At 67.8% G+C, this 23,878-nt stretch carries 23 protein-coding genes and 1 pseudogene; 6 read left to right on the top strand and 18 right to left on the bottom strand.

The features are described 5' to 3' along the window. Positions 1–198: 198 nt before the first annotated feature. Positions 199–798 (top strand): annotated as a pseudogene (locus ADL15_RS52115) (GH25 family lysozyme); the annotation flags it as partial. A 119-nt stretch (positions 799–917) separates the two neighbouring features. Here ADL15_RS52115 and ADL15_RS39845 read toward each other — a convergent pair. Together ADL15_RS39845 and ADL15_RS39840 are read right to left on the bottom strand one after the other, a co-directional pair. Then, a complete protein-coding gene (locus tag ADL15_RS39845) occupies positions 918–1,322 on the bottom strand; it encodes a (R)-mandelonitrile lyase (RefSeq protein ID WP_067702991.1) in 405 nt (134 codons plus the stop codon). A gap of 10 nt (positions 1,323–1,332) precedes the next feature. Beyond that, positions 1,333–1,656, bottom strand: a complete 324-nt coding sequence (locus ADL15_RS39840; RefSeq protein WP_067703107.1) for a carboxymuconolactone decarboxylase family protein — start codon at positions 1,654–1,656, stop codon at positions 1,333–1,335. Positions 1,657–1,998: 342 nt separating this feature from the next. Here ADL15_RS39840 and ADL15_RS39835 point away from each other — a divergent pair, with 342 nt between their 5' ends. Next, positions 1,999–2,388, top strand: a complete 390-nt coding sequence (locus tag ADL15_RS39835) for a hypothetical protein (RefSeq protein ID WP_067702988.1) — start codon at positions 1,999–2,001, stop codon at positions 2,386–2,388. Between the two features lie 581 nt (positions 2,389–2,969). Next, positions 2,970–3,368 (top strand): hypothetical protein, encoded by a 399-nt coding sequence (locus ADL15_RS39830; protein WP_157441892.1) that lies wholly within the window; start codon positions 2,970–2,972, stop codon positions 3,366–3,368. A gap of 249 nt (positions 3,369–3,617) precedes the next feature. Here ADL15_RS39830 and ADL15_RS39825 read toward each other — a convergent pair whose 3' ends face one another. Both ADL15_RS39825 and ADL15_RS39820 read right to left on the bottom strand, forming a co-directional pair. Further along, positions 3,618–3,929: an alpha/beta fold hydrolase gene (locus tag ADL15_RS39825; protein ID WP_157441891.1), complete on the bottom strand. Its 312-nt coding sequence runs from the start codon at positions 3,927–3,929 to the stop codon at positions 3,618–3,620. Positions 3,930–3,970: 41 nt separating this feature from the next. Next, the gene (locus tag ADL15_RS39820) at positions 3,971–4,468 is read right to left on the bottom strand and encodes an alpha/beta fold hydrolase (RefSeq protein ID WP_067702975.1); all 498 of its coding nucleotides are present in this window, start codon (positions 4,466–4,468) and stop codon (positions 3,971–3,973) included. 206 nt (positions 4,469–4,674) lie between these two features. Between ADL15_RS39820 and ADL15_RS39815 the strand changes: the two genes are divergently transcribed. Continuing rightward, positions 4,675–5,061, top strand: a complete 387-nt coding sequence (locus ADL15_RS39815) for a MarR family winged helix-turn-helix transcriptional regulator (protein WP_157441890.1) — start codon at positions 4,675–4,677, stop codon at positions 5,059–5,061. A 165-nt stretch (positions 5,062–5,226) separates the two neighbouring features. Here ADL15_RS39815 and ADL15_RS39810 read toward each other — a convergent pair whose 3' ends face one another. The 11 genes from ADL15_RS39810 to ADL15_RS39760 all read right to left on the bottom strand — a co-directional run bounded on the left by ADL15_RS39810 (position 5,227) and on the right by ADL15_RS39760 (position 17,933). Next, on the bottom strand, positions 5,227–7,509 hold the full coding sequence (locus tag ADL15_RS39810) for a putative bifunctional diguanylate cyclase/phosphodiesterase (protein ID WP_067702969.1): 2,283 nt from the start codon (positions 7,507–7,509) through the stop codon (positions 5,227–5,229). A gap of 317 nt (positions 7,510–7,826) precedes the next feature. After that, positions 7,827–8,267, bottom strand: coding sequence for a hypothetical protein (locus tag ADL15_RS39805; RefSeq protein WP_067702967.1), 441 nt, complete (start codon positions 8,265–8,267; stop codon positions 7,827–7,829). Beyond that, complete coding sequence (locus ADL15_RS39800; protein ID WP_157441889.1) at positions 8,264–8,986, bottom strand: hypothetical protein; 723 nt, start codon at positions 8,984–8,986, stop codon at positions 8,264–8,266. The genes ADL15_RS39805 and ADL15_RS39800 overlap by 4 nt, the downstream gene beginning before the upstream one ends. Next, the gene (locus tag ADL15_RS39795; RefSeq protein ID WP_067702961.1) at positions 8,979–9,296 is read right to left on the bottom strand and encodes a hypothetical protein; all 318 of its coding nucleotides are present in this window, start codon (positions 9,294–9,296) and stop codon (positions 8,979–8,981) included. The genes ADL15_RS39800 and ADL15_RS39795 overlap by 8 nt, the downstream gene beginning before the upstream one ends. Positions 9,297–9,326: 30 nt before the next feature. Continuing rightward, the gene (locus tag ADL15_RS39790) at positions 9,327–10,127 is read right to left on the bottom strand and encodes a YbaB/EbfC family nucleoid-associated protein (protein WP_067702958.1); all 801 of its coding nucleotides are present in this window, start codon (positions 10,125–10,127) and stop codon (positions 9,327–9,329) included. A gap of 231 nt (positions 10,128–10,358) precedes the next feature. After that, positions 10,359–12,137 carry a serine/threonine protein kinase gene (locus ADL15_RS39785; protein WP_232344847.1) on the bottom strand — a complete coding sequence of 593 codons (1,779 nt, stop codon included), beginning with the start codon at positions 12,135–12,137 and terminating at the stop codon, positions 10,359–10,361. Between the two features lie 56 nt (positions 12,138–12,193). Continuing rightward, positions 12,194–14,182, bottom strand: a complete 1,989-nt coding sequence (locus tag ADL15_RS39780) for a cation:proton antiporter (protein WP_067702952.1) — start codon at positions 14,180–14,182, stop codon at positions 12,194–12,196. After that, complete coding sequence (locus ADL15_RS39775) at positions 14,179–14,970, bottom strand: protein kinase domain-containing protein (protein ID WP_067702948.1); 792 nt, start codon at positions 14,968–14,970, stop codon at positions 14,179–14,181. Before ADL15_RS39775 ends, ADL15_RS39780 begins: the two co-directional genes overlap by 4 nt. A gap of 19 nt (positions 14,971–14,989) precedes the next feature. After that, the gene (locus tag ADL15_RS39770; protein ID WP_067702945.1) at positions 14,990–16,051 is read right to left on the bottom strand and encodes an FHA domain-containing protein; all 1,062 of its coding nucleotides are present in this window, start codon (positions 16,049–16,051) and stop codon (positions 14,990–14,992) included. 2 nt (positions 16,052–16,053) lie between these two features. Beyond that, complete coding sequence (locus ADL15_RS39765; RefSeq protein ID WP_067702942.1) at positions 16,054–16,473, bottom strand: hypothetical protein; 420 nt, start codon at positions 16,471–16,473, stop codon at positions 16,054–16,056. Then, the gene (locus tag ADL15_RS39760; RefSeq protein WP_232344846.1) at positions 16,458–17,933 is read right to left on the bottom strand and encodes a hypothetical protein; all 1,476 of its coding nucleotides are present in this window, start codon (positions 17,931–17,933) and stop codon (positions 16,458–16,460) included. Before ADL15_RS39760 ends, ADL15_RS39765 begins: the two co-directional genes overlap by 16 nt. A 411-nt stretch (positions 17,934–18,344) precedes the next feature. On the opposite strand from ADL15_RS39760, the gene ADL15_RS39755 reads away from it, so the two are divergent. Together ADL15_RS39755 and ADL15_RS39750 are read left to right on the top strand one after the other, a co-directional pair. After that, the gene (locus tag ADL15_RS39755) at positions 18,345–18,626 is read left to right on the top strand and encodes a hypothetical protein (RefSeq protein ID WP_232344845.1); all 282 of its coding nucleotides are present in this window, start codon (positions 18,345–18,347) and stop codon (positions 18,624–18,626) included. Positions 18,627–18,628: 2 nt separating this feature from the next. Continuing rightward, positions 18,629–18,922, top strand: a complete 294-nt coding sequence (locus ADL15_RS39750; protein ID WP_067702937.1) for a hypothetical protein — start codon at positions 18,629–18,631, stop codon at positions 18,920–18,922. Between the two features lie 124 nt (positions 18,923–19,046). Here ADL15_RS39750 and ADL15_RS56040 read toward each other — a convergent pair whose 3' ends face one another. The 3 genes from ADL15_RS56040 to ADL15_RS39735 form a co-directional block, all read right to left on the bottom strand. Then, on the bottom strand, positions 19,047–19,214 hold the full coding sequence (locus ADL15_RS56040; protein WP_232344844.1) for a hypothetical protein: 168 nt from the start codon (positions 19,212–19,214) through the stop codon (positions 19,047–19,049). 458 nt (positions 19,215–19,672) lie between these two features. Further along, positions 19,673–21,211, bottom strand: coding sequence for a hypothetical protein (locus ADL15_RS39740; RefSeq protein ID WP_067702934.1), 1,539 nt, complete (start codon positions 21,209–21,211; stop codon positions 19,673–19,675). A 129-nt stretch (positions 21,212–21,340) separates the two neighbouring features. After that, positions 21,341–23,602 (bottom strand): ricin-type beta-trefoil lectin domain protein, encoded by a 2,262-nt coding sequence (locus tag ADL15_RS39735; protein WP_067702931.1) that lies wholly within the window; start codon positions 23,600–23,602, stop codon positions 21,341–21,343. Positions 23,603–23,878 lie beyond the last annotated feature (276 nt).

Genomic DNA, 23,878 nt, shown 5'->3' with positions numbered 1-23,878 from the left:
CGGACGCCGGGCAGAGACGGCTGAACACGCCTACGCCGACGCTGGTGACACCTGATCGGGGGTCACTCGCGGGTGTCGCGTTCTTGCTTTTCGCCAACCCGATGTTGCTGCTGCACTTCAAGGATCACCTACCGTGGAGGTTGATTCTGTGCACCCCGATATCGACTCGCCGGCGTCATCACGGTCGTATGCCTCGCGGTGAGACTCACCGTGGCGACGCCCGCCAGCGCCGCCACGGTCACGTACGGCCAAGATGTCGCCAGCCATCAGGGGAACGTGAACCGGCAGGCGCAGTGGAACGCCGGCTCCAGGATTGCCTACGTCAAGGCCACCGAGGGTGGCACCTACATGAACCCCTACTTCGTGCAGCAGTACAACGGCTCGTACAACGTCGGCATGATCCGCGGCGCGTACCACTTTGCTCTTCCGAGCCGATCGAGCGGCTCGGCGCAGGCCGACTTCTTCATCGGGCACGGCGGCGGCTGGTCCGCCGATGGCAAGACACTGCCCGGTGCGCTCGACATCGAGTACAACCCGTACACCGGCTCGAACTCCTGCTACGGGTTGACCACGACCGACATGCGCAACTGGATCGCCGCGTTCCTGAACCGGTACCAGGCCCGTACTGGCCGGTGGCCGGTCATCTACACCACGACCGACTGGTGGCAGAGGTGCACCGGCAACTACGCGGGCTTCTGGGGGAATTCGCCGCTGTGGCTGGCCTGGTACGCGAGCACCCCCGGCGCGCTGCCGGCGGGAGCACCCAACTGGTCCTTCTGGCAGTACTCGAGCCGCGGCTCCTTCGCCGGGGACTCGAACCAGTGGCACGGCGCCCTCGACCTCGTGCGTGTCGTTCTCGATGATGTCGTTGTCAACCCGCGAGGGTGGAATCCCCCCTGCTTCAGCTGGGAGAGATGTCAAGAGTTGGCCGCCTGGTACAGCTCGTCGCTGACCGGTTCGAGCCAGGTGGTCGGGTCGCCGCCGTCGGGCATGGCCTCGAGCATCGCGAGATGGCTCATGAAGGTGTCCTCGGGCGCGCCGTGCCAGTGCTCCTCGCCGGGCGGGCAGATCACGGTGTCACCGGCGCGGGCCCGGACCACCTGGCCGTCACGGGTGCCGACCAGGGCGACGCCCTCGGCGACGTGCAGGGTCTGCCCGACGGCGTGCGCGTGCCAGTTGGTATGCGCGCCCGGGGTGAACCGGACGAGCGCGACGGTCATCCGCGACGGGCCGGTGCCGCTGACGATCGGGGTCATGTAGACATCGCCGGTGAACGCGGTCGCGGGCGTCTTGACGGTGGCGTTGACGTGCTGGAGTTCCACGACATTCCTCCTAAGACTCGAAGACCTGCTTGGCGACGGCCATCGCGGACATCGCCTTGGGCCAGCCGGCGTAGAAGGCCAGGTGGGTGATGGCGTCCTTGAGCTCGGTCTCGGTGAGACCGTTCTGCTTGGCGAAGGCCAGGTGGAACGTGAGCTGTTCGGTGTTGCCGGCGGTCAGCAACGCCGCGACGGTGATCAGGCTGCGGTCGCGCTTCGACAGCTCCGGGCGCTCCCACACCTGCCCGAACAGCACGTCGTCGGTGTAGGCGACGAGGGCAGGCGCGAAATCGCCGAACATCTTCTGCGCGCCGGAGGGTTCCTTCTCGGTAGTCACGTCACCCAGCAAAGCGGGCGGATCGGGCGAGCGGGAGGGTCTGCCGAAACAGGTAATGACAGGGCCCCTCTGGATTCCGGCAACTCGGTGGTGGACAGCTCCGCCCTTGCTCGAATTCGTCGAGAACAAGGCGGATACTGCAGGGCACACCGACTGCTGGGATGACAACAGCGAGAGCCTTTCGCGCCGGTCCCGAGTGCTCGCAGGCATCTACAACAAGGTCTCCACCACCAGCGGAACAGCCCCGGAGAACTGGCAATGACCCGAAAAGGAACCTCGCGCCTCGCAGCGGCCGGCATGGTCGCTGCCGTATTGATCTTGTCCGCCTGCTCAGGAGGCGACGTGAGCACCAAGGCAGAGTCTGACGTGAACGCCGCCATTCAACAGTATGCGGAGGCGATGGCTTCGACTGCCGGCGCGGTGCTGGAGAACCCGAAGTTCCAGGGTGGCCCCTGCAGCGACCCGACGGGGCGAGACAGCGACACGGTCTACAGCGTCCAGGGCGTCTTCAACCTTCCGCCGCCCGCGAGTGGCACCCACCTGGCGGTCATCGACCGGATCCGCACGGACTGGAAGGCCAACGGCTACACGATCACCGACGACCGCACGGTCGGTGCCGACAACGCAGTGCTGGCTGCCGAGACGCCGGACGGTTACAAGCTCGACATCGAGAACGCCTCGCCCGATGGGTTCGCCGTCATCATCAACTCACCGTGCTACGGACGCCCCTGACCGAGGCAGCGAGCGGTTGCCGAGGCTCACCCGTCGCCGAGCGGGACGCGGCCGGGACGGTGCGGCGGCGTCCTGTATGGCTGGTGCCGTGCGGGATCATGACGCCCGCGCGATTTGATCAAAACCGTGTTCCCCGGCTTGTCTGCGCTGGTCATCGATCAGGTCCTTGACCATGGAACGACGGTGCAGATCGTGGCTCGGAACCTCGGTGGCTGCGGTGGCCTGCCCGGGGGTGTGGGCAGCCGATCTTCCGGTCGGCGGACGGGCAGTAGCCGTTCACGTTCGGGTCCGTCGGCTGGTGTGCGCCGCGCTGCCATGCCCGCGGCAGACGCTTCGTGAGCAGGTGCCCGAACTGACCCGCCGCTGGGCGCGTCGAACTCAGCAGCCACTGACCGGCAGGCGGCAGGGTCGCCGGCCGGGCGAGGAGAGCGACCTAACTGTCCCCCGTAGACATATCTGACCAGGACGGGGACAGATTGGCGTTGGCCCCGCGGTGGCGACTGCCGATCCTGGAACAGCGTCCCCGGATGACCGATAGACGTCGATCAGCGAGGGATGCCCATGTCACAGATGGGAAAGCCATGAAGCGCATCTTGGAAGCGACTGCGGCTATCACGGCAGCCATGGCTGCGGCCGTGTTCGTGGTGCCGGATGCGGCGCTCGCCGCCGGCAACAACAGCATCTCGGGCACCACTAACACCAACGGCACGGCGCGGCAGGGTGCCCTGCGGCACAAGACCGACACGAGCGCCATCAAGGTCAACCTGCAGAACAACATCAGCGACGGCCTCTGCCTCGAATTCAGGAATGCGAGCACCGGCGCCACGATCGGTAAGGAGGTCTGCTGGTACAGAGGCGAGACGGGCGCGCACATCATCGCCAACAGCGCCGGGAAGCAGGACTTCTACATCGTGTTCTGGCCGGAGGACTACACCACTGGAAATCGCGACCGCGACTTCAGCGGCATCGCCTACTACTGATCCGCGCGGGCGGCCTAGCGACACCACGTCGACTTCCCCCGTGTTACCCGGAGTCAACTCGCCGCGGTGACGCGAGAGCGTAACGCCGCCGCGATCTGCTGGAACACGTGCAGCCCGTGCCATCGATCTTCACTCATGAAAGATCGATGGCACGGGGCACGTCGAGTATGTGTGATCGCCGCCGTCGGCAAGTGCGGTGACCTCGCTCGCGCAGAGGTTGATGTGGTTGAGGCGTACAGTTTTCCGATCTCAGAGGAAGAAATCGCGCAGGGCGGCCGCGACCAGCTCCGGGCGCCCGGTGTTCCAGGAACCGGCATGGTCGAGGCCGTCAAACTCGATGTGCGTCGCCCGGGGCAGGACGCCGGCCAGGTCGCGGATGGCCTGCTTGAGGAAGCCGGGGCTCTTCGTGCCGCTGAGCAGCAGCATGGGCTTGTCGACGGATGCGAAGGTGGCCATCTTGCCGTCCAGGCCGCCGACATCGTTGAAGTCGTAGCGGATGCCGGGAAGCAGGTCGCGAAGCTTCGGGGCCGGACCGGTCCGGCGGCTGTCGGCGCTGAGCACGGCGGCAGCCAGAAGTCGCGCGACGGGCCGGGGAAGCATTCTCAGGGGGCCGGGGCAGTTCCGGCGGTGCGCAGCGAACCAGCCAGCGCGGCCGCCAGGCGGCCGTGTTCGATGTCGGCGCCGAGCTGCCGGATGCCGTCGTGGCAGATGCCGTCGCGGTAGAACGGCGGTTCGTACATCGCGGCCCGGGTGACCCGGGGCAGAGTTCTGGCCGCCTCCAGGGTGATCATGGCGCCGGAGCTGAGGCCGAACAGGTAGCCAGTGCCTGCCTCGGTCAGCATCGCGTCCACGTCCTCGACGTCACGGGCGATGTCATGGCTGTCGTCGTACGGCTTCGGGCTCAGGCCGCGTCCGCGGCGATCCGGGGTGTAGACGGTGAAGTTCGGCGCGAGGGCCGCAGCGAGGTCGTTGTAGTTGTAGGCGGTACCCATCGCGCCCTGGATGAGAACCAGTCCGGGTCCGGCGCCCCGGCGTAGATAGCCGATCCGGGTGCCGTCCCGGGAGGTCGCCTGCGCCCGGATGACATCGGTACTGCCCATGGCAACCCACCTCCGTTATCTACTTTCCGCCAAAGTAGCTTTGAGGCAAAGATACTTTGCGAGTCTGATATTTTGCAACTGGGCGGGACAGGCGGTCCGGTGACCGACGACAAGGCGGACCGGCGCGTGCACGAGGTCATCGAAAGCCTTCGTGAGCTGGTCGCCGCACAGAGCGAACTGGGCGCGCCTTCGCCCGGAGCACGCGCATGCACGGCACCGACGCGGTCGCGATAGTGGAGATCATCAACGCGGAGGGGCGGGGCCTGCCGTTGAGACCCGCACACCTCGCCGAACGGATCGGCCTCACCACCGGCGCGACCTCGATCCTGCTGAACCGGCTCGAGAAAGCCGGCCATGTCGTGCGGACCCACGAGCACCGCGACCGACGCGTCGTCACGCTGCGCTCCACACCCGGCATCCACGCCGCGGCCACCGCGTTCTACGAACCACTCAGCCGGCTGCTCGGCACGGTGCTCGGCGACTACTCCGCCGCCGACCTGGAACGCACCGACTCCGTCGTCAGCCGCCTGCGTTCGACCATGCACACCCACATGAGCGAACTGGACCCACCGGACCGGTCGCCAGCCTCCTGAACACGAGACTGGGAACGACATTCACCACCCCACCGCGAGACAACCGGTCGTGACCGATATTCATCGTCCACACCATCGAGTGATCACTATGTATCGTGAACCCGCCCAACGATCTCCAAACGGACTCAGGGCATAGATAGTCACAAGACTTAACTAACCGCCCTCTCAGACCGACATCATCGGTTTGCCCTGCTCCCGCCTATCGGCAGCCGCGCGATGTTCGATGATCCACCGGTCGAGGTCGCCAGCCGGCATCGGGCGGGCAAAGTGGTAACCCTGCGCAATGTCGCAACCCAGCTCACGCAAGACATCAGCAGTCTCCTGATCCTCAACGCCCTCAGCGACCACGGACAGGCCTAGGTTGTGGCCGAGACTGATCGCCGAGCGCACCAGCACGGAGCCGCCGTGGCTGACGGTCATCTCCTGGACGAACGATTTGTCGATCTTGAGTTCGTCGACGGGCAGCCGCCGCAGGTACGCCATCGACGAATGCCCGGTGCCGAAATCGTCGATGGAAAGCCGGATCCCGCCGGCCCGGAGGGCTTGCAGAACGGTCAGCGCCCGTTCCGGGTCGGTCATCACCATGCTCTCGGTGATCTCGAGCTCCAATAGGTCGGCCGGCAGCCCGGCCTCGTGCAGCAGACTGAGCACCTGCCCGGCGAAACCGACGTCTTGCAGGCACCGGGTGGACAGGTTGACCGCGACCGGGATCGGATGGCCGGCCTGCTGCCAAGCCTTGGCCTGGCGTACGGCCATGCCCAGCACGTGGGTGGTCAGCGGGCGAATCAGGCTGGTCGTCTCGGCAATCGGAATGAACGAGTCCGGCGCCATCCGTCCCTGCTGCGGGTGCTGCCAGCGGATCAGGGCCTCCACACCGCTGATTCGCCAGCTCTGCAGGTCGATCTTGGGCTGGTAGTGCAGGCTGATCTGGTCGCCGGACTCGATCGCCCGACGCAGGTCTCCGAGCAGTTCCAGTCGCAGCGGCGCGCCGGTGTCCCCGGCTGGGTCGTACTCCTGCACATTGCCGCCGTGATGCTCAGCCAGGTGCATGGCGGTGTCCGCGTGCCGTAGCAGCGTCTCCGCGTCGACGCCGTGCTCGGGACCGCTCGCCAGGCCGACGTTGGCGTCCACGTCGAGGCTCACGCCGTCGAGCTGATATCCGCGACGTATGTCCGTGAGCAGCCGCTCGGCCTGGACCCGGGCCTGATCGAGGTCGTGCCCGGGCAACAGGATCGCGAAGTCGTCCGCGCCGACGCGGGCGACCGTGGCACCGGCTGGTGCCACGGTGGACAGCCGACCGGCGACCTGGGTGAGCAGCAGGTCGCCGTGGCGCTGACCGAGCACGTCGTTGACATCCTTGAAGTTCTGCAGGTCCAGCATCAGCAGAGCGACCGGCTGGCCACCACGCAGGGCGGTCTCGGTGCGCTCGGTGAGCAGGGCACGGTTCGCCAGGCCGGTAAGCCGGTCGTAAGAGGCCGCACGGCGTATCGCCCGGCGATAGGTCCAGCCGCTGATCCCTGACACCAGCAGGGTAAGCAGCGCACCGGCGAGCAGGGCCAGCGAGCCGAGGCCGAGCCCATGCGTCCAGCCGAGCCCGAACGCGGGTGCGGACACCGCGACATACCAGTCGTTGGCGTTGCCGGAAGTGGCCAGAACGCGCTGGAAGGCGACCCGGCGCCCGCCGATGGTCGTCACACCCTGGTCCTGGTCGGCAGCAGCGACCTCGGTCAGTGGGTCATCGTCACCGATCACGGCGGTACGGCTGTCGACGAGCACCGTGCCGGTGTTCGCGTCGATGATCGAGGCGGCAATGCCGTCGGATCCGGTGCGCATCCGGAAGCTGTCCAGGGCGATCTCGTAGTGCACGATGCCGGTGTGCCCGGCGGCCTTCACCGATGTGGAGTTCGAGATGACAGCGTTGTGGGTGTCCGGCGATTCGTACTCGCGCGCCTGGTAGACCTGCCCTACACCGAGCGCGAGGGTAGGGGCGAAGAAAGCGTTGGCCGCCTCGTCCTGCGACAGGTCACCCGCCGCGGCCGGCACACCGTCGACGACCCGCGCTATCTCCGAACCGTCACTGTCGATGAAGCAGGCCTCGCCGATACGACCGGGGAACAGCTTCTCCAGGTACGCGAGAGCGCCGTTGACCCGGTCCAGCAGCGGGCCTCCGGCCGCGATCTTCCGCCGGTTCGTGCCCGGCGCTCGGTAGAAGTCGGTGAACGCGGGATTGTCGGCGAGCACCGCGTTGATCGCCCGGGCACGCTCGAAGTAGTTCTCCAGCGCCTCAGTCTGATGCCCCAGGGTCACGTGCAGAGTGCTGTCCTGCGCCGCAACCTGCCGTTGCCTGGCGGTCAGCACACTGGCCACCACACTGAGCAGCAGAACCAGTAGCCCCAGCAGGAACGCGACCGAACGGATCCGGCGCGCGACCACGGACCCGCCCACCATTTCTCCTCTCGCCCTAACCTCGCGGCAGCACGACAGTTCATCGGCAGGATCAGACTCTCACTGAGGGCTGCAACCGGCATGCTGCCCAGCCGGGGCGAACGACCGGCGCGGCGGCGGCGCCATCGGGTACGTCTTGAGCAACAGCGCGCCGCCCCGTGGGTTCGTCACCCTCAGCGCACGCGTCAACGGAGGCCTCGGCGGCCGACCGTCTACCCCACCGCTGGTCAGGTCGTGGTCGACAACCCGGCCGGCGACGCCCGCACGCCAGCCCCGCTCCGGCCTGGGATTGGGACGACATCTGGCGATGACGACGGTTCTCAGGTAGGACGAGTCCGGCGGGCGACCACGGTCGTCGCGTACAACGCTCCAAGTACCTCGACGCCCGCGAGGGCAAGGGCGAAGGTCTCGGTCAGCCCTGCTACTGCGGCGATACCGAGCTGTCCAGCGATGAGAACGGTCGCAACCACCAGGCCGAGCAACCGTGCAAAGTGCAGCCCTGCAGCGGCGCGGGCGAGCCGGTGCCCGTGTCGTCCGCGCACGACCGCGATCAGCGCGAGGAGCGTGATGACGGCGCCGGCGGCGGCGCTGACGCCGAGGACCGTGAAGGACGCGGCCTCCGCCGCGGTGATGCTGTGCCGGTGATAGGCGTTCCACACCAGGGCGCCGAGTGCGGCCAGACCGGCTTCGGCAAGCACGAGGATGCCGAGAAGCAGCCCGAGGAGAGCCTTTCCGGGCGCTGCGGGACGTGGGCTGGTCATGTTTTGACCGCCGGCGGCCAGTGGCCCTCATGGAACCCGGTGTTGTCGAACTTCTGGCGTAGCGTGGCGTTGGCCGACGAGCAGACGCCCTTGAGGATCTCGGCGCCGGTGATCATCGAGGCGGAGCAGATGAGAGCCGCTCCGGAGGCGATGAACGGTGCCGCGGGCAGGCCGACGATCGTGGCGCTGGAGCAGATCGCTCCGATCAAGCCCACGACCAAAGCCAGCAGCGCGGCGATCAGGCCTGCCCAGAACACGAGAATTCCCATGGCGACGTCTTTGAGGACCGACGAGACGCCATCGCTGATCGTTGACTTGATCTTGTCGAGCGCGGTCTTCTGCAACGGGAGCATCTGCCGGTAGGCATCCGCTGCGTCGCCATCCCAGTTGTCGTCCACGCTGAGCATGCCGGTCTCGGCGGTCTGCACCTGGCTGCTCACCGGGACGCCGACACGGTCGCTCCAGGCGTCGGCGGTGTCCCACACCTGCCCTGGTGAACCCATGGTGGAGACCATGGTGTTGAAGTTCTGCCAGATGCGGTCCATGAGACTGCAGAACTTGTTCCAACCGGCAACGATGGGGCTACGCAGCGGGCCGGGAATCCAATGCAGTTTTCCGTCGATGGAATTGTGCAGTTCCGTGGTTTTCGACTCGACGCGATTCATCGTCGAGTGAAGCTTGTCCAGCAGTGCGGCCTCGACGGTAGAAGTGCTACTCACGAATGTCCCACACCCCTCGCAGGTCCCTGGCGGCATTGTCGTCGTTGGTCTCGTAGGCGTAGGCGACTCTCTCCAGCGTGATACCCAGGTCGCGGTACACGTCGGTCGCCTCATCAAGAAGACGAACCGTCTTGTCCAGCAAGGAGTCGTAGGTGTTCGACAGCCCCGTTTCGAGGCTGGCCCAGGACAGCTGCACGGGGCTCAAGCCCAATGTCTGGGCGCCGGCGGAGGCATTATGGGTGACCTGAGCGACGCGTTCCCAGCGTGCCGCGTCGGATCGCAGCGCTTCCAGCGCCACCTGCAACGTCATGAAAGTTCCCCCGTTCTACCCGGCGGACAGCTATCGAATTATCCGCATGGACCGAGCCAGCTCGAACGGATCCTGCAAGGCGCGCCGCGCCTCGCCGAGCGAACTGTTGGCGACGAGCTGGTCCACCCCGTGCGCGGCCACCTCGTCGTACGCGGCACGGAACGCAGCAGCGACCTGCCGGCCGATGTTCGCGTCGTGAGCTCGCCGTAACCAGGCACGGTCGAACCGCACACCGGTCAGTTCACCGCCACCGGTCATGGTGACCGTGACCTCGCGGTGCGGGCTGTGCCCCGTGTGGGTCGCCCCCAGGGTGGCTTGGAGCCCGCTGGAGACCTCGTCGATGCCGCGTTCGATCGCCTCGACGATCTCCAAGAGCCGGGTCAACGCCGCCACCCGATGCCTCTCCGGCATCTGCCCGCTCGCGATCTCGTGCAAGCGCTGCTGCAGTCCGTCCGGATCGAACCCGATGTGTTGGGCGACGGCGCTTCGATCGGCGCCCGGGTCCCCCGCCGGCGGGGCACTCTTCTGGCCGGGATCCGGGCCCTGCTCCTCGCTGTAGGACTGCCCCCACGCGCCGAGGCGCCGCAGCAGCGCATCCTGCACTGCGGCCACCACCGCGACGGACAGGCCCTCGGCATCGAGCCGGTTCCGCCACTCGGGGACAACCGTGACGGCGACGACCCGGCCCTCGGTGTCCACCGTCACCGTGACGGCTCCGGACTCGTCCACTCCGGGAGTGGCCGCCGCCCGCGCCGCTACGTGCGCGCTACGGAGCAGACCCTCACCCTCTTCGGTGAGTTGCCTGAGATCGTCGGCCCGGCCATACGACATAGATCATCCCCGTTGATCGCGCGAATCTGGCGCACCTCGGTGAATGGCCAACACCATCGGACTCTCTCAATACTTACTGAACGGCGCAACCCCGTCGCGCTGAGCATCCATGCCGGCGGCCGAGGAGCTCCGGCCGCCGGGATCCCCGCCGCGTGCGGCGTCCAGGGCCCCGTGGTGTTCCTCGCACGGATCTCCTGTCCGCCGTCGATCGGCAGGCAGACACCAACCTGATCAGGTTCGGATATCGATGTCGTTGAAGGAGACCGATGCGGGAAGGTGGTCGGAGGTGTTGAGCACCCCCAGGACGACACGGCCCTCGGTGAAGGTGGAGTCCTGCCAGGTACCTAGCTCTTTGCCGTCGTGGGTGAAGGTGAACTCGTCGCCCTTGGCGGTGATGCCGACGGTGATCGGCTCGTCGTGCGCCACCGGTGCGGCGTAGGGAAACTTTGCCAGTTCGGCCATGTCGCCATCCTTGCCGAGGCCGTGGTTCATCAGGCGGTAGCCGTCGGCGCAGACCGCCAAGAGGTGTCCTGCCTCCCCGTCCGATGACGCGCTGAACTTGCCGAAGCGCAGCCACACCGCCGCGCAGCCGTCCCCGGTCAGCAGTCGGGTCGTCACCGTGACGGTGAAGTCGCGGAAGGTTCGGCGTGGTCCGAGGCAGCGGTACGGCCCGGGCGACTTCTTCGTCACCACCAGAGCGCCGTCGAATGAGCAGGATGCCTTGTTCGCCGTGTCCTGCACCACCCGCCAGTTCTTCTGAACGGTCAGCGGGTCGGCGACGGCCGAGTCCCCTTCGGGTGTGGTCTCCGCCTTGCTCGACGGGGAAACCGGCGGCGGGGAAGCCACTCCGGAGGCGCCCTGGCGGGTGTCGTCACGGTTGATCGGGATGAGGCCGGAGGCGATTCCCGCGAGCAGGGACACCGCGACGACCGCGGTAAGGGCCAGCACGACGGAGGCTGTCCGGCCGAGTCCTTGCCGGGGCTTGGGCGTTGCGGCTTGCGGCCGGGCCTCGACCCATCTGGTCGTCTCGGACCCGGGTGTACCACCAGCGTGCGCGGCCACCGTGGGACCGGTTTCCTCGACCGGGGCCGGCCGCGGATGGAACCGGGTCGTCACCGACGCCGGGCCCGACACGGCATGTCTGTCGTCGGCGGCTTGGGCGTCGGCCACCGCCTCTCGCAGTGCCGGCCGCTGATTCAGGACGGACGTGGCGTCACCCGCACGTTGTGGGCCGGAGTGCAGAAGCCGGTCCAGCAGTTCCCGGGCGGTGGGCCGGTCGGCCGGGTCCTTGGCGAGGGCCTGTTCGACGAGGTCCCGCAACGATCCGGGTAACCCGTCCAGGTTCGGTGGCATGGTCATGATGCGGACCGCGACCATGTGCGGCATGTCGGCGGCGAACGGGCTGCGGCCGGTCCCGGCGTAGGCGATCACCGCGCCCCAGGCGAAGATGTCGGCGGCCGGCGTCAGGGAGCGGGCGGAGTCTTCGTCGAAGCGTTCCGGAGCCATGTAGGCCACCGTGCCGAGCACTTGACCGGCTCGGGTGAGCTGGGTGGCCTGTTCGACCGCGCGGGCGATCCCGAAGTCGATCACTTTCGGGCTGCCCGGGGCGAGCAGGACGTTGCCGGGTTTGAGGTCGCGGTGGATGACCCCGGCGCCGTGGATCGCGGTGAGAGCCGTCGCCACACCGATGGCCAGACTGTGCAGGTTGGGCGAGGTCAGCGGCCCCTGCTCGGCGACGACCGTGGCGAGGCTCGGACCGTCGACGTACTCGACGACCAGGTACGGCTGCTGATGGTCGGGGTCGGCGTCGAGGACCTCGGCGGTGCAGAACGGTGGCACGGCTTGCGCCCGCTCGACCTCGCTGCGGAACCGCTGCCGGAACTGCGGATCGTCGGCCAGCCCCGCCTTGATGACCTTCACAGCGACACGGCGGCCCTGCGGGGCCACGGCCAGATAGACCGTGCCCATGCCGCCTTCACCGAGCCGCCCGATCAGCTCATAACGTCCCATACGCCGAGGGTCACCCGGCTTCAACGGACTGCCGTCCACCGGCCCGGTGGCATCGGTCATGCGCTGGTCACCTGTGTCGCTTCCTGGTTCGGCGTCCCCAACCGGGACGCCCACTTCGCCGGGGCCGCACCGGTCCCGGCGTCGGCAAGGACCACGACATTAGCGCCTGCCCTCGAGTCCGCCGCCACGACCATCGCCCCGTCCGATTCGCCGTCGCCGAGCCCGTCTCGCACGGTCAAGCCGTGCCGACGCAGTTCCCGCACGGTCGCCGCCAGACTGCGGGCGACAGGCGGTTCCGCGTCGACGACCAGGGTGACCTGGTAGGCCGCCGCCAGCTCTGCGGCCGTTCGCAGTACGGCGTCGGCCCGGGTGGCGCCGGTGAGACGAGCGATCACCGTGCCGGGCGACGCCGGCAGAGCGGTGGCGAGGGAAATGACCGTGCCTGCCGGCGGCGTGCCGCCCGGTTGCCCGTCGGTCATGACGACCAGGTCGGGCTCACCCGCACGGACGATGTCGGCGAGATCCTCCGCGGGGTTGCTGCTGAAGCGTGCCACCACCGGCACGTCCAGGCCGTTCCCGGCGCGTGCCGCCAGTGCGGTCAGATCGGTCATCGCCTGGTTCATCTCCAGCAGACCGCTGCCGATCTCCAACGGCGCTGGCGGGTACGGCACCAGCCGCGCCAGTGCGAGAGTCGCCGGCCGGCGGTGCCTGACCAGCGCGGTCGCCAGGTCCAGGACCGCTGTGGCGTCGGGCTCCGCGTCGGGCACCACCACCAGCGCCTGGTACCCGGCGGTGCCGCGCAGGGCCGCCCGTTCCGCTGCGGCGACGTCGCGGTCGGCGACGCGCTTCGGGTAGATCCATCCGAGCAGCGGGCCGGCCATCATGGTGGTGACCAGGGCCATCACCACCATCATCGAGAAGATCTGCTGGTCGATGATGGCCAGTTGCAACCCGACGGACAGGATGACGATCTCGGTCAGGCCGCGGGTGTTCATCAACGTCGCCAGAGCGCCGGCCTGCCGCGCCCCGACCCGGTTCAGCCTGGCGCCGGCGTACGCGCCGATGAACTTTCCGCTGATGGCGACGAGCAGGATCAGCGCCAGTTCCAGCAGCGTGCTGCCGTCGATGGTGGAGAGGTCGACCTGCAGGCCGGCGACCACGAAGAACACCGGTAGCAGCAGCAGAACGCTTACCTGTTCCAGGCGTTCGAGGATCTCGTGGCGCAGCACCTCACCGCCGGCCCGCGGCATCACCGCCCCGAACACGAACGCGCCGAAGATGGCGTGCAGGCCCATGATCTCGGTCAGGTAGCAGGAGATCAGTAGTCCGGCGAGGATCACGGCCAGGACGTCGGGGGTGAGCCGCCCGGCACGGTCGCGGGCCACGGCCAGGCGCCGCAGCAGGGGGCGGACCCAGCGGAACATCACGACCAGGAACGGGATGATGCCGAGCACCTGCCAGGGCAGGCCGCCGTCGGCGGTGCCGACCGCCACCACCACCGCCAGCAGGGACCACGCGATCACGTCGTCGACTGCGGCGCTGGCCAGGGCCAGGCCGCCGACCTCGGTGCGGATCAGGCCCCGGTCGGTGACGATTCTCGCCAGAACCGGGAACGCGGTGACAGCCATGGCGGCGCCGAGGAACAGGGCGAAGGGCAGGATGTCGGTGACGTCGTGGCGGCCGGCCAGCCACAGCGCCAGAACGGCGCCGAGCCCGAGCGGTGCCACGATCGAGCCGATCGAGACGCTGACCGCGATCCGCTGCCGGCCGCGGACCAGGCTCTGGTCCAGTTCGTAGCCGACGATGAACATGAACAGCACCAGGCCGACGTTGGCGAGCCCGGCCAACGCGGGACGCACGTCGGCCGGGAACAGCCGGTCGCTGACCAGGGTGCCGAAGATGCTCGGTCCGATCAGGATGCCGGCGATGATCTCGCCGATGACCGGTGGCTGGCCGATCTTGCGGGCCAGCGCGCCCAGTGCCCGCGCCAGCACGATGATGACCGCCAGGCCGAGCAGCAGCTGACCCACCGCGTGTGAGGTCACGGCTGGATCCCGTCGATGCGGTCGGCGAGGGTGGCAGCGTCCGGCCGCTGGTGCGCCGGGCCGAGACACTGCCGTACCAGGTCTGCGACCGGTCCGGGCAGGCTGTCGCTGACCCGCGGGGTGGTGGAAAGCACGCGGCGCAGGGCGAGCAGGCCGTCGGATGCGGGCAGATCCCCGTAGACGCCGGTCCCGCTCGTCACCCGGTGCAGCACGACACCCAGCGACCACACGTCGCCGGCCGGGCCCGGGGTGCCGCCCAGCAGCAGGGCCGGGTCGACGTACTCGATCGCGTCGAGACCGCCCATCCCGGTGACCGTCATCCCCGCGGTGAACACGTGGGACAGCCCCAGGTCGGAGAGCCTGCCGCCGTCCGGGTGGAGCAGCACGTTGCCCGGTTTGATGTCGCGGTGCGCGATGCCCGCCGCGTGCAGGGCCGCGGCGGCCCGCGCGGCCGCGGCCAGCGCCCGCAAGCCCTGGACCGTGGTGTACGGCTCGGCGGGGTCGGCGAGTGACCCGGCGGGCAGGTACTCCATCGAGTAGAAGAACACGCCGTCCTGCTGCCCCGCGTCGATCGGGGTCACCAGGTGCGGGCAGCGCACCGCCGCGAACGCGGCCAGCTCCCGGGTGGCCCGGCGGAACGCCACGTCGCTGGACTCGGCGTGCAGCACCTTGACCGCGACGAATTCGACGTCCAACGGCAGCCGGCGCGGGCGCCGGGCCAGGAAGAAGTGCCCGTGATTGCCGGAGCCGAGCGGGCGGATGAACTCGTAGTCTGCGATTCCCTGCACCTGTTGATGTCCCTCACGTCTACGTGTTGCGGTGAGACTCGTAGCGGAACCAGCGCGGTCCCAGGTCGATCCGGGTACCCGGGGTGATCACGGCGGGCACACCGGGGGTGAGCTGTTCGGGCCGGCCGGCGCCGGGGCGGTGCAGCAGGGTGCCGTTCGCCGAGTTCAGGTCCACCACGGCGACGTGCCACCCCTCGAGGCGGACGCGGACGTGGCGGCGGGACACACCGCTGGCCGGGCCGGTGATCCGCATCGGGTTGGCCCGCTGAGCCGCGACGTCGTCGTCGACGTCGGGGTCACGGCCCACCACGTAGTCGGTGTCCAGGCGCAGCGTGCTGCCGTCGTCGAGCAGCAGTACCCCCAGCGGCGGCCGCGGCCCGAGCCGGGACACCTGGGTCAGCTGGGCCATCGAGATGCCACAGATCTGGCAGTACCGCTGATCCGGGTCGTTGAAGTGGTCGTCGCGGCAGAGCACCCCTTCGACCAGAGCCTGGGTGGCGGGCTGCGGCGGTTCGGGTGCGGGGCCGGGATCGGGAGCATATCCGGGCAACAGGATGACGGCCTCGAACGGAACCGCCCGGTCGGGCCGCCGGGCCGGAACCATGACCCGGCCGGCGGGAGCCTCCGGACGGGCCGGCTCCACCGGCCGTTCCAGCTGTGCCTCGAGGCCGGCGCCGCTGACCACCCCGGCTTCGAGAGAGGTCCGGGGATCCGGCACACCACTGCCCGGCAGACTGAGCCGTAACGTCGACAGCGGGCCGTCGATCGTCCGGAATTGCAGGATCGGCCCCCGCAATTCGACAGTGCCCTGCCGGCCGTCCGCCACCGCGACCGCGCCCCCACGTACCAGAACGGCGGGGTTTTCGCCCAGAGCGGCGACCGCGCAATCCGGACCACCGCTGCCGAGCCGACCGGCCAGCCGGGCGATCAGCACTGAGCCTGCAGCACCTCCGGCCTCGGCGGCGATCTCCCGCACGAGCGCCACCAGAGCATCGGTCTCGGCGCCCCCGTCCGCGCAGACCGCGAGCAGCGGGCCGGTCCGGATGACAAGCCCGGCGCCCGGCAGCAGTCGCACCCGCATGCTCACACCAGCCTCCCGCCGCGGAACCGCCACCGCAGGAACGGCACCCGCATCGGCCCGTTCGCGGCGAGCCAGACAGCCACCCAGACCACCCCGAAGTGCACGGCGAAGGCCCATCCCGGAGGCACCGCCCCGATCAGCGGAACCGCACCGGCCTTCAGCAGGAACCAGAGCAAAAGCCCTTCCGGTACGCCGGTGAGCAGTCCGAACAGCGTCGGCCAGTCCTTCTCCCAGCGGAACTGCATCAGCAGGTGGTACAGCAGCTCCCAGCCGATGCCGATCACCGCGACCGCCACCAGCACCACGAACGCGTCCCGGTAGCTCAGGGGCAGCAGCGGAACCAGCACGAGGGTGACCAGTGATCCGACCAGCGCGATCAGGAAGAACCTGGTCTGGATACGGCCGATCAGGATCGGGACCACGAGGCACTTCCTTCCACCGGCCGATTGAGACTCCAGCGAATCCACTGGGCGGTCGAGCGCAGCGGCCCGAGCCGAGGTGCCCAGCCGCGCCGGGCCAGGTCGTCGGCGATCTCCTGTGCCGCCACCTGCAGCCCGAGGAACGTGTCGACGCCGGGGAAATAGCCGCCGAGCGTCGCGGTCCCGGAGGCGTACAGGGCCCCGTCACCGCTGGCCGTGCCCTTGACCTCGAACGTCCGTTCGACCTCGAGACGACCCAGCGGGTTGCGCCCGGCCCCGCCGTTGGTGAGCAGATCGCTGAGCAGCCGGTGGTCGGCGATGTCGGCTTCCAGCCCGGTGCAGTCGATGATGAAGTCGGAAGCGATCCTCTGCACGCCGTCGTCGCGCTGCACGATGCTGGTCAGCCGGTTTCCCGGCTGCACCTCATCGACCAGGCCCCGGTAGGCGCGGTACCAGCCGCCGTCCCGGCCGGCCTGCATCTGCTGCTGCCACCGGCGCCGTTTCGGGGTGTTGGTGCCGCCCATGCGCCGGTACTCGGCGGCGCGCTCCTCACCGTCCAGCTTCCGCATCTTGGCCTTGAGCTGCCCGCCCCACACCGACTTCGGATAGTTGAAACCCTGATAGGCGAACCCGTGCCCGCCCTTACGCCGCGACCACCGGTGCGGGCCGTGCGAGCCCGTCACGAACGTCCGGAAGACGTGCTCGATCTCGGTCTGCAGACCGAACTTCTCGCGGTCGTCCATCAGCCGCTGCAGCACCCGCGACGCGACGATCCCGCCGCCGCGCACCATCACGGTACCGGGTGCCGTCTTCAGGCTTTCGTACACGTGTTCGTGCGGCTCGTAGGCGTTCACCACGAGGTGGAAGTCGCCGTGTTCCTCCCGGAACGCCTGCAGATCGGGCAGGAACTTCAGCCCGGGATAGCCGACGGCGATGTGCACGAACCGTGACCGGTAGGCGACGCGTTTGGTTGACGTGGTTCCGGCGGGCGGGGTGAGGATGGTGAAGTAGCCGCCGCCGGCCCGGCGACGGACCATCCGGACCACACCCTTGACGAGCATGTCCGGGTACGCGATCCGCGCCGACTCCCGTTCCAGGCTGGCGAACACCGCCCCGGCCCGTGGCGTCCAGTAATCGGCGAAGATCGGCTCACCGAGCACGTGCAGCAGCGGCCGGACGCTGCGTTCGCGCCAGGCCTCCGACAGTGCGTACGACGGAAAGCCCCAGATGTTGTCCGGCCGCGACGAGGAATCCGACCGGATCCGCTCCGGCACCGGAATCTGCGACACCCGGGTCAGGTACTGATAGGTCTGCCACGGATGGTCGATGTTCGACAGCACGGCGATCTGGCCGGCCGGCACTCCGGCGATCCGCAGATAGTCGACGGTGACGAACGACCCGATCCCACCACCGACGGTGACGAAGGGAACATCTCGCACCTCGATGCCCGACTCATGAACCATCGCATCCGTCCACAAAGGACTTCCGAGGAGCCGCGATGTCAGCTCGCCGGACATGCCGGCGGTCCTGGATTCCATTGGTGTTCTTCCCCATCGACACATGTTGTTGCCGCTCGACGGCCACATGGATACCACAACCCAGCAACGCCCCCGGCATCCGCACCGAAGTCACGGCAGCCGGGCGCCGTCGGTCTGTCGAATCGCTTCCGGCGGGACGAACCGGGCGCCCCGGGCGATGCTCTGATCACCTGACACGATCGGGGCGAGTTCGGTACCCCGGCCCACGCAGGCGGTGGGGTTCCGGCTCGTGGCGCCATGCGAGCAGCCGACAAGCGACGGTTGACGTCCGAGCGTAGCGGCGGACGGCCCGAAAGGCCGGTTCAGATTCGTATACGCGGCGTTTACACTATCCTCGTGGAGGAGAACTACGAGTTCACCGACGCCACCTACACCGCCCTGGGTGTCGCTGGCGTGGCATGGCAGGACGCGGTTTTCGTGTTGCGCCAGAGCCGCCCCGTCGTGCGCAGGCACATTGGGGCGGTGCTCAACATCGCGGGCCGGGACCGGCAAGGGCGCTGGCTGGCCGTGGCGTTGATAGAACTCGATCCACAGCACGACGACCAATACACCGTCGCAGGGGCGCGATACCTCGATGATGCGGAAATCGCCGCGATTGAGCGGATGCTGAAGGGATAGCCATGACCGACAACAGCGATATCCAAGCCGCACTCGACAGCCGCGACTGGTCCGGTGCTGAGGTCGTCAACGACCGCCCTCGCGCCAAGATCGTGCACTCCGTGCGCCTGCCCGCTGAGTGGTCCGAAGCCCTCGAAGCCGAAGCGGATCGACGCGGAACAAATCCGTCACGGCTCATGCAGGACTACATCCTCGCCGGGCTGCAGCGCGATTCAGCCGCACCCGAAGGCATCGTCACGATCAGCAGGGCAGCACTGCACCAGGCCCTCGACGCGGCATTGACCAACGCCGCCTGAGTTCCGCCGCCACACACTCCATACGACGATCCTCGTCGCCGACATCCTCGATTCTCACACCAGGGACGGCAAGCGTGGTCGACCTCCGTGCGTGCCCGTCCAACTGATCCACAGGCCATGCCCTTTACTGGACACTGATGTGGACGTGGTTGGTGTGCCAGCCGGACGGGTCGTTGGCGCCCCACGGGTTTGTGTAGGCGTGCCGGCCCTGGGCCTTGGTCCAGATCATGCGATACCAGATGACGTACGCGATGCCGAGCCGGTCGGCGTTCGTGACCGCCCAGGCGGCCATCGCGTCGCCGTGAGCCTTTCGGGGCCGAGGGCGGCGCCGCCTGAGGTCATCATCCAATCGCACGCACGGCCCAGTGGGTGTTCGCCGTGGTCGGCGGGGCGATAGCAGCGCGGTTCGGGAAACCCGGCCGCGGTGGCCTGCTGGACGAGATGCTGCCGGCGGGGTGTCATACAACCGGTTCCCGTGGTCGGGTCGGGGCGGATGCTGCGACGCTCGGCCGGCCATGAGCCGTCAGCGTCGCGCGGGGCTGGCTCCGCCACCCCGAGCGCCAGATCAGGGCAGACCGATGCCGCGTTGCTGCTCGCGGTTCGCTGATACACCAGGGCCAGCCAGCGCCCCCACGATCTCATCACCGCCGTGACCACCGGTAAACCGACCGTGAACAGGCCAAACGGCATGACGCAATAGCCCTGGCCGCGGCCCGCAGGATGTCCGGGCTCGCTGGCGGTCGACGATCGTCAGCGAGTTCCGGATGCCCAGATCACCGTGGCATCTTCGTCGCGGTACAGCACAAGGTTGCCGTCGTCTTGCATCCACAAGGTGCTCGCGCGACTGCCAGCCGTGCCGGACGCCCAGAGCACCTGGTCGGCGTGGTCGTAGAGCACGAGTCCGCCGTCGTGGTTGGCCAGCCGATATCCGCGCAGGGCACCCATCACCCACAGTGGCGTGCGGCCGGCCGCGGTGATCCGGTAGAGGACCAGGTTCCCGTAGGCCTGCATCCAGAGCCAGTAACGACCGTCGGCCGAGCACAGCGCCGCCCCACGAAACAGCGACCGGCCGGGGCTGAGTGCTGCTCGGCAGGGATCGCCGCGCAGTGCCGTACCCACGTCGGTGTACAACGGCTCCTTGGGATTGCCGTTGATGTCGCGCAGCCCGAAGTGGCATTCCCCGTCGGCCGGGTCCGCACGGCACGTCGGGTGCGACCGGGGCGCATCCTGGAACGAGTAGATGACCATGGGGCCGGTGTAGGGGCGCGACCGCCACATCCGCACGCCCTCCTCGATGGCGTCACGAACGCGTTCCACCGATTGCGGCGTACGGGAGCCGGTGGTGGGAAAGCCGAATTCGGTGGCCCAGATCTTCTTGCCCGCGTCGCCGTGGCTGACCATGACCGCGCGCAGCGCGGCCAGGCCACCGCAGTCGGGATCGTCAGGTCCGAACCCTGACCAGTACCGGTACCAGGTACCGGCGGTGCAGGGCGTTATCGCGTACGAGGGAAGGTGCCCGCCCGTCCAGTCCGGGTAGGGATGGTAGGCGACCGCATCGAAGTAGCCGCCCATCCCGTGCTGGTACGCCCATTCCAGCCAGTCGCGGGCCTCGTTGTCGTTGCGCATCGCGCTTCCCGTGGTGACCGCGTCGCCACCTGCGGAACCGCCAGCGAGAACGGTGCACTGCGGGCAGCGGCCCTTGACGCGCTGGTAGGCGATCCGGATCAGTTCCCAGTACCGGCCCGCGCGGGTGGCGACGCTGTTGTCGCCGTAGTTGCCGAAGTGGGTGATGTTGGGTTCGTTCCACACTTCGTAGGCCTGGACTTTCGGGCCGAAGTGCAACACGGCGGCGTCGACGATGTCGGACCAAGCGTCGTCGTCGGTAGGGAAATAGCTCGGTTTCCGATTGCCGTTGGCCCACGGTGCCGAATAGTCGAGGACCAGGAGTACGCGCGCGCCACGTTCGTAGGCGGCGTCGACGCGCGGATCGAGATCTGACCAGTCCGGGGCACAGGTAGCGCACTGCTGGACGGCGTCCCAGAACAGGTCGAGGCGGAGCAGGGGTTTCTTGTCGCCCAGGTATTCGTCCATGGCCGTGATCCGGTCGACAACGTTGTCCCGGCCGCCCCCGTCGGCGAACCCGACGTCATCGGAGGTGAAGACGTACGACGGCGCAACGGAGGCCTGGTCGGCGCCGGTGGGTGCTGCGGGGATGCCGTTGAACAGCAGACCCAGAACCGGTAGAACGATGTGTGCGGCCAGTCGACCCAGGTGTGCCGCGGACGCCATGAAGTCTCCTGGTCTCGTTTTTGAGAATTTGGTACACCGTGCGCAGGCGCTGCCGGGTGTGACAACGGGCAACGAGTGTCGTGCCGGCGGGTACTGCTGCCAGCACGACACTCGTTGCAGCGATGACCCTTACAGACGGCGCCACTTCTGGCTGACCGCGGCGGTGACGCAGTCGCGGATCTGCAGCTGGATGCCGTCGCCGCGGTCGGCGTTGGGAATGTCGACGCACCGGCCGGACTGAGGGTTCACCAGGTTGCCGTTGGCGTTGAACACGAACCGCTGGCCGCCGCTGCCATTGCAGGTTCCGAGTTGCAGGACGGCGCCGTTGGCCTTGGAGCCTCCGGCGACCTCCGCGCACTTATTGTTGAGACTCAGCAGCGTCTCGCCGAGCGCGATCCACTTCTGGGCGGACGAGCTGTTGCAGGTCCAGGTCTGCAGCCGGGTTCCCGCCTCGAAGGTGGAGCCGTTCACGTCGATGCATTTCCCGCTCAGGGTGCTGGCGATCGGGACGTCAAAGACGTTGGTGGACCAGATGGCCTTGCTGTCCTTGTTGCGGTACAGGACGAGGTTGCCGTCGTCCTGTAGCCACAGCGTGCTGGGGCCGTTGCCCGAGGTGTTGGATGCCCAGACGGACGCGTTGTCGGCTCGGTAGATGACCAGATTGCCGTCGGTCTGGTTGACGAAGCGGGCACCGTTGGTGGTGTTGGAGGCCCAGATGGCTCGCGGACCCTTGTAGATCACCAGGTTGCCGTCCGGCTGCAAGTTCAGGGTGATCCCGGTCTGCGTGTGCAGGATGCGAGCTTCTTCCAGGCGCTGGCCCGAGGTGAGCCTGTCGCTGGTGCCGAAGAACTGCTGGTTGTTGGCGTCGGTGACATCCGCGACGACGGCGGGTGCGCCGGCATCACGGCTGGCGCCCTGGATGGTGATCGCGCGGTTCACCTGCTCGCTGATCCAGATAAAGTTGTCTTTGATCTTCTTGTAGTAGAAGTACTGGTCGGGCTTGCCGTCACAGGTGCGGACGACGAATGCACTGTTCTTGTCGGTGGAGTCGGCCAGGCTGACGCACTTGGTGCGGTCCTTCGCGCTGATCAGCCGGTAGCGGCCACCCGTGCCGTAGACGCGCATCCCGATCCACAGCTGGTCGTCCGCGCGGGAACAGCCGCGCTGCTGCAGGGGCGAGTTGTCGCTCGTGCTGCCGCTCTTGAGGCCCAGGCACTGGTCGGAATGGACATTGCGCCACTCCCAGGAGCCTCGGGTGGGCCGGTTGGCGTCGTCAATCGCGACCTCGAACCGCCCGGTATTCACGAATCTTTCCACCGCATCGACGTCACCTGCGAGCCCTTGCACCGCCGCGGTGAAAAGATTGTCGAAACCACTTGCGGTGGCGCCGGCTTTGACTTCCTCGGCGACACGCCGGTAGGCGGCCTCCCGACGGTCGGCCGCGATCTTGATGTCATTGTTGAGGGCTTCGGCGAGTCCGCTATCGATGAACGACTTCCACACGGCGGCGTCCGAGCTGCGGGAGGCCTTGAACGCGGCGGCCTGCACCTCGGTGCCGTCCGCCGTGTACTTCGTCACTGCGACCACGAAGTCCAGGTCAGGAAGGTTCAGGAGCTCATCGGTCACTGGCATGCCGAGGCGGTTGGCCGCGCTCTGCTTGGCGGCGCGGGAGCGTTCCAACGCCTTCTCCGCCTCGGTCTTGGTCTTGTCGGCCTCGATACGGTCGTCGGTGTCCTGCCGAGCGGCCGCGGCCATACCTCCGGTGATGAACAGTCGTTGCTGCTCCGACGAGCCGTTCCAGGCGGCGACCGCTGCCGCCTTCACCTTCGGCCACTTCGTGTCGGTGTCGAGGAGGTCCCTGATCTTGCGGGCGAAGTCGGCGTCGCTACCGGCCAGCAGGGCGGCGTCGGCGATGATGTCGATGCTCGCGGCCGCGGCGGTCCGGACGAGATCCTGCTCTCGCTTCTCCGCTGCTTCCCGCGTCTCCCGTACCGCGTCGCGATCGAACGCCGCGAAGACGTCGGTGACGATGAACTGGTAGCACAACTGGTCGGCCACGCTCGCCGGCGTCGCCAGGTAAGCCTGCTCCGCCACCATCCGGACTTCCAGCTTGTCAGGATCGGTTTTGAGGCCGTTCCAGATCTCCCTCACGAAGTCACAGTCGGCGAGTTCGATGAGGCCGAAATCGTCGCCGCGGCCGAGTTTCGTCGCTACTGCCAGTTTCTGCTCGTAGATCGCCGAACTGGCGGCCGCAGCAGCAGCCAGCACGGTGCCACCGGCCGACACCGCGCCGGCCTGCGCGGGAGTGGACACCGAGGCGATCAGGGTGGCAGCGGCCAGGCCGCTGACGAGCAGCCATTGCGTGAACGATCGAGGACGTCGAGCGGTCATGAAGTTGTTTCCCCCGTGGTGATGAAAACTCGATTGGCATTCGCTGCCGCACTTCTGATATGGGGCCTCCACCAGGCGATTACCTGGCCCCGGGCCAACAAAAGAGCACGACAGCGGCGAATGCGATCGAGACGTAACCACGATCTCGCACATCACTCAAGGTAATCGAGATGTGACTTAACTCTCCCAAGTGGATCTTGCCTGATGAGACTGTCCAGGCCCAGCAAACTCGCAGCTAAGCGATTGGAATGGATGTCCGGTCATGCTTGGATCACC

The sequence above is a fragment of the Actinoplanes awajinensis subsp. mycoplanecinus genome (assembly GCF_001509495.1).
GTDB classification, from domain to species: Bacteria; Actinomycetota; Actinomycetes; order Mycobacteriales; family Micromonosporaceae; genus Actinoplanes; species Actinoplanes palleronii.
This window is presented reverse-complemented; position numbering and strand designations above follow the sequence as displayed.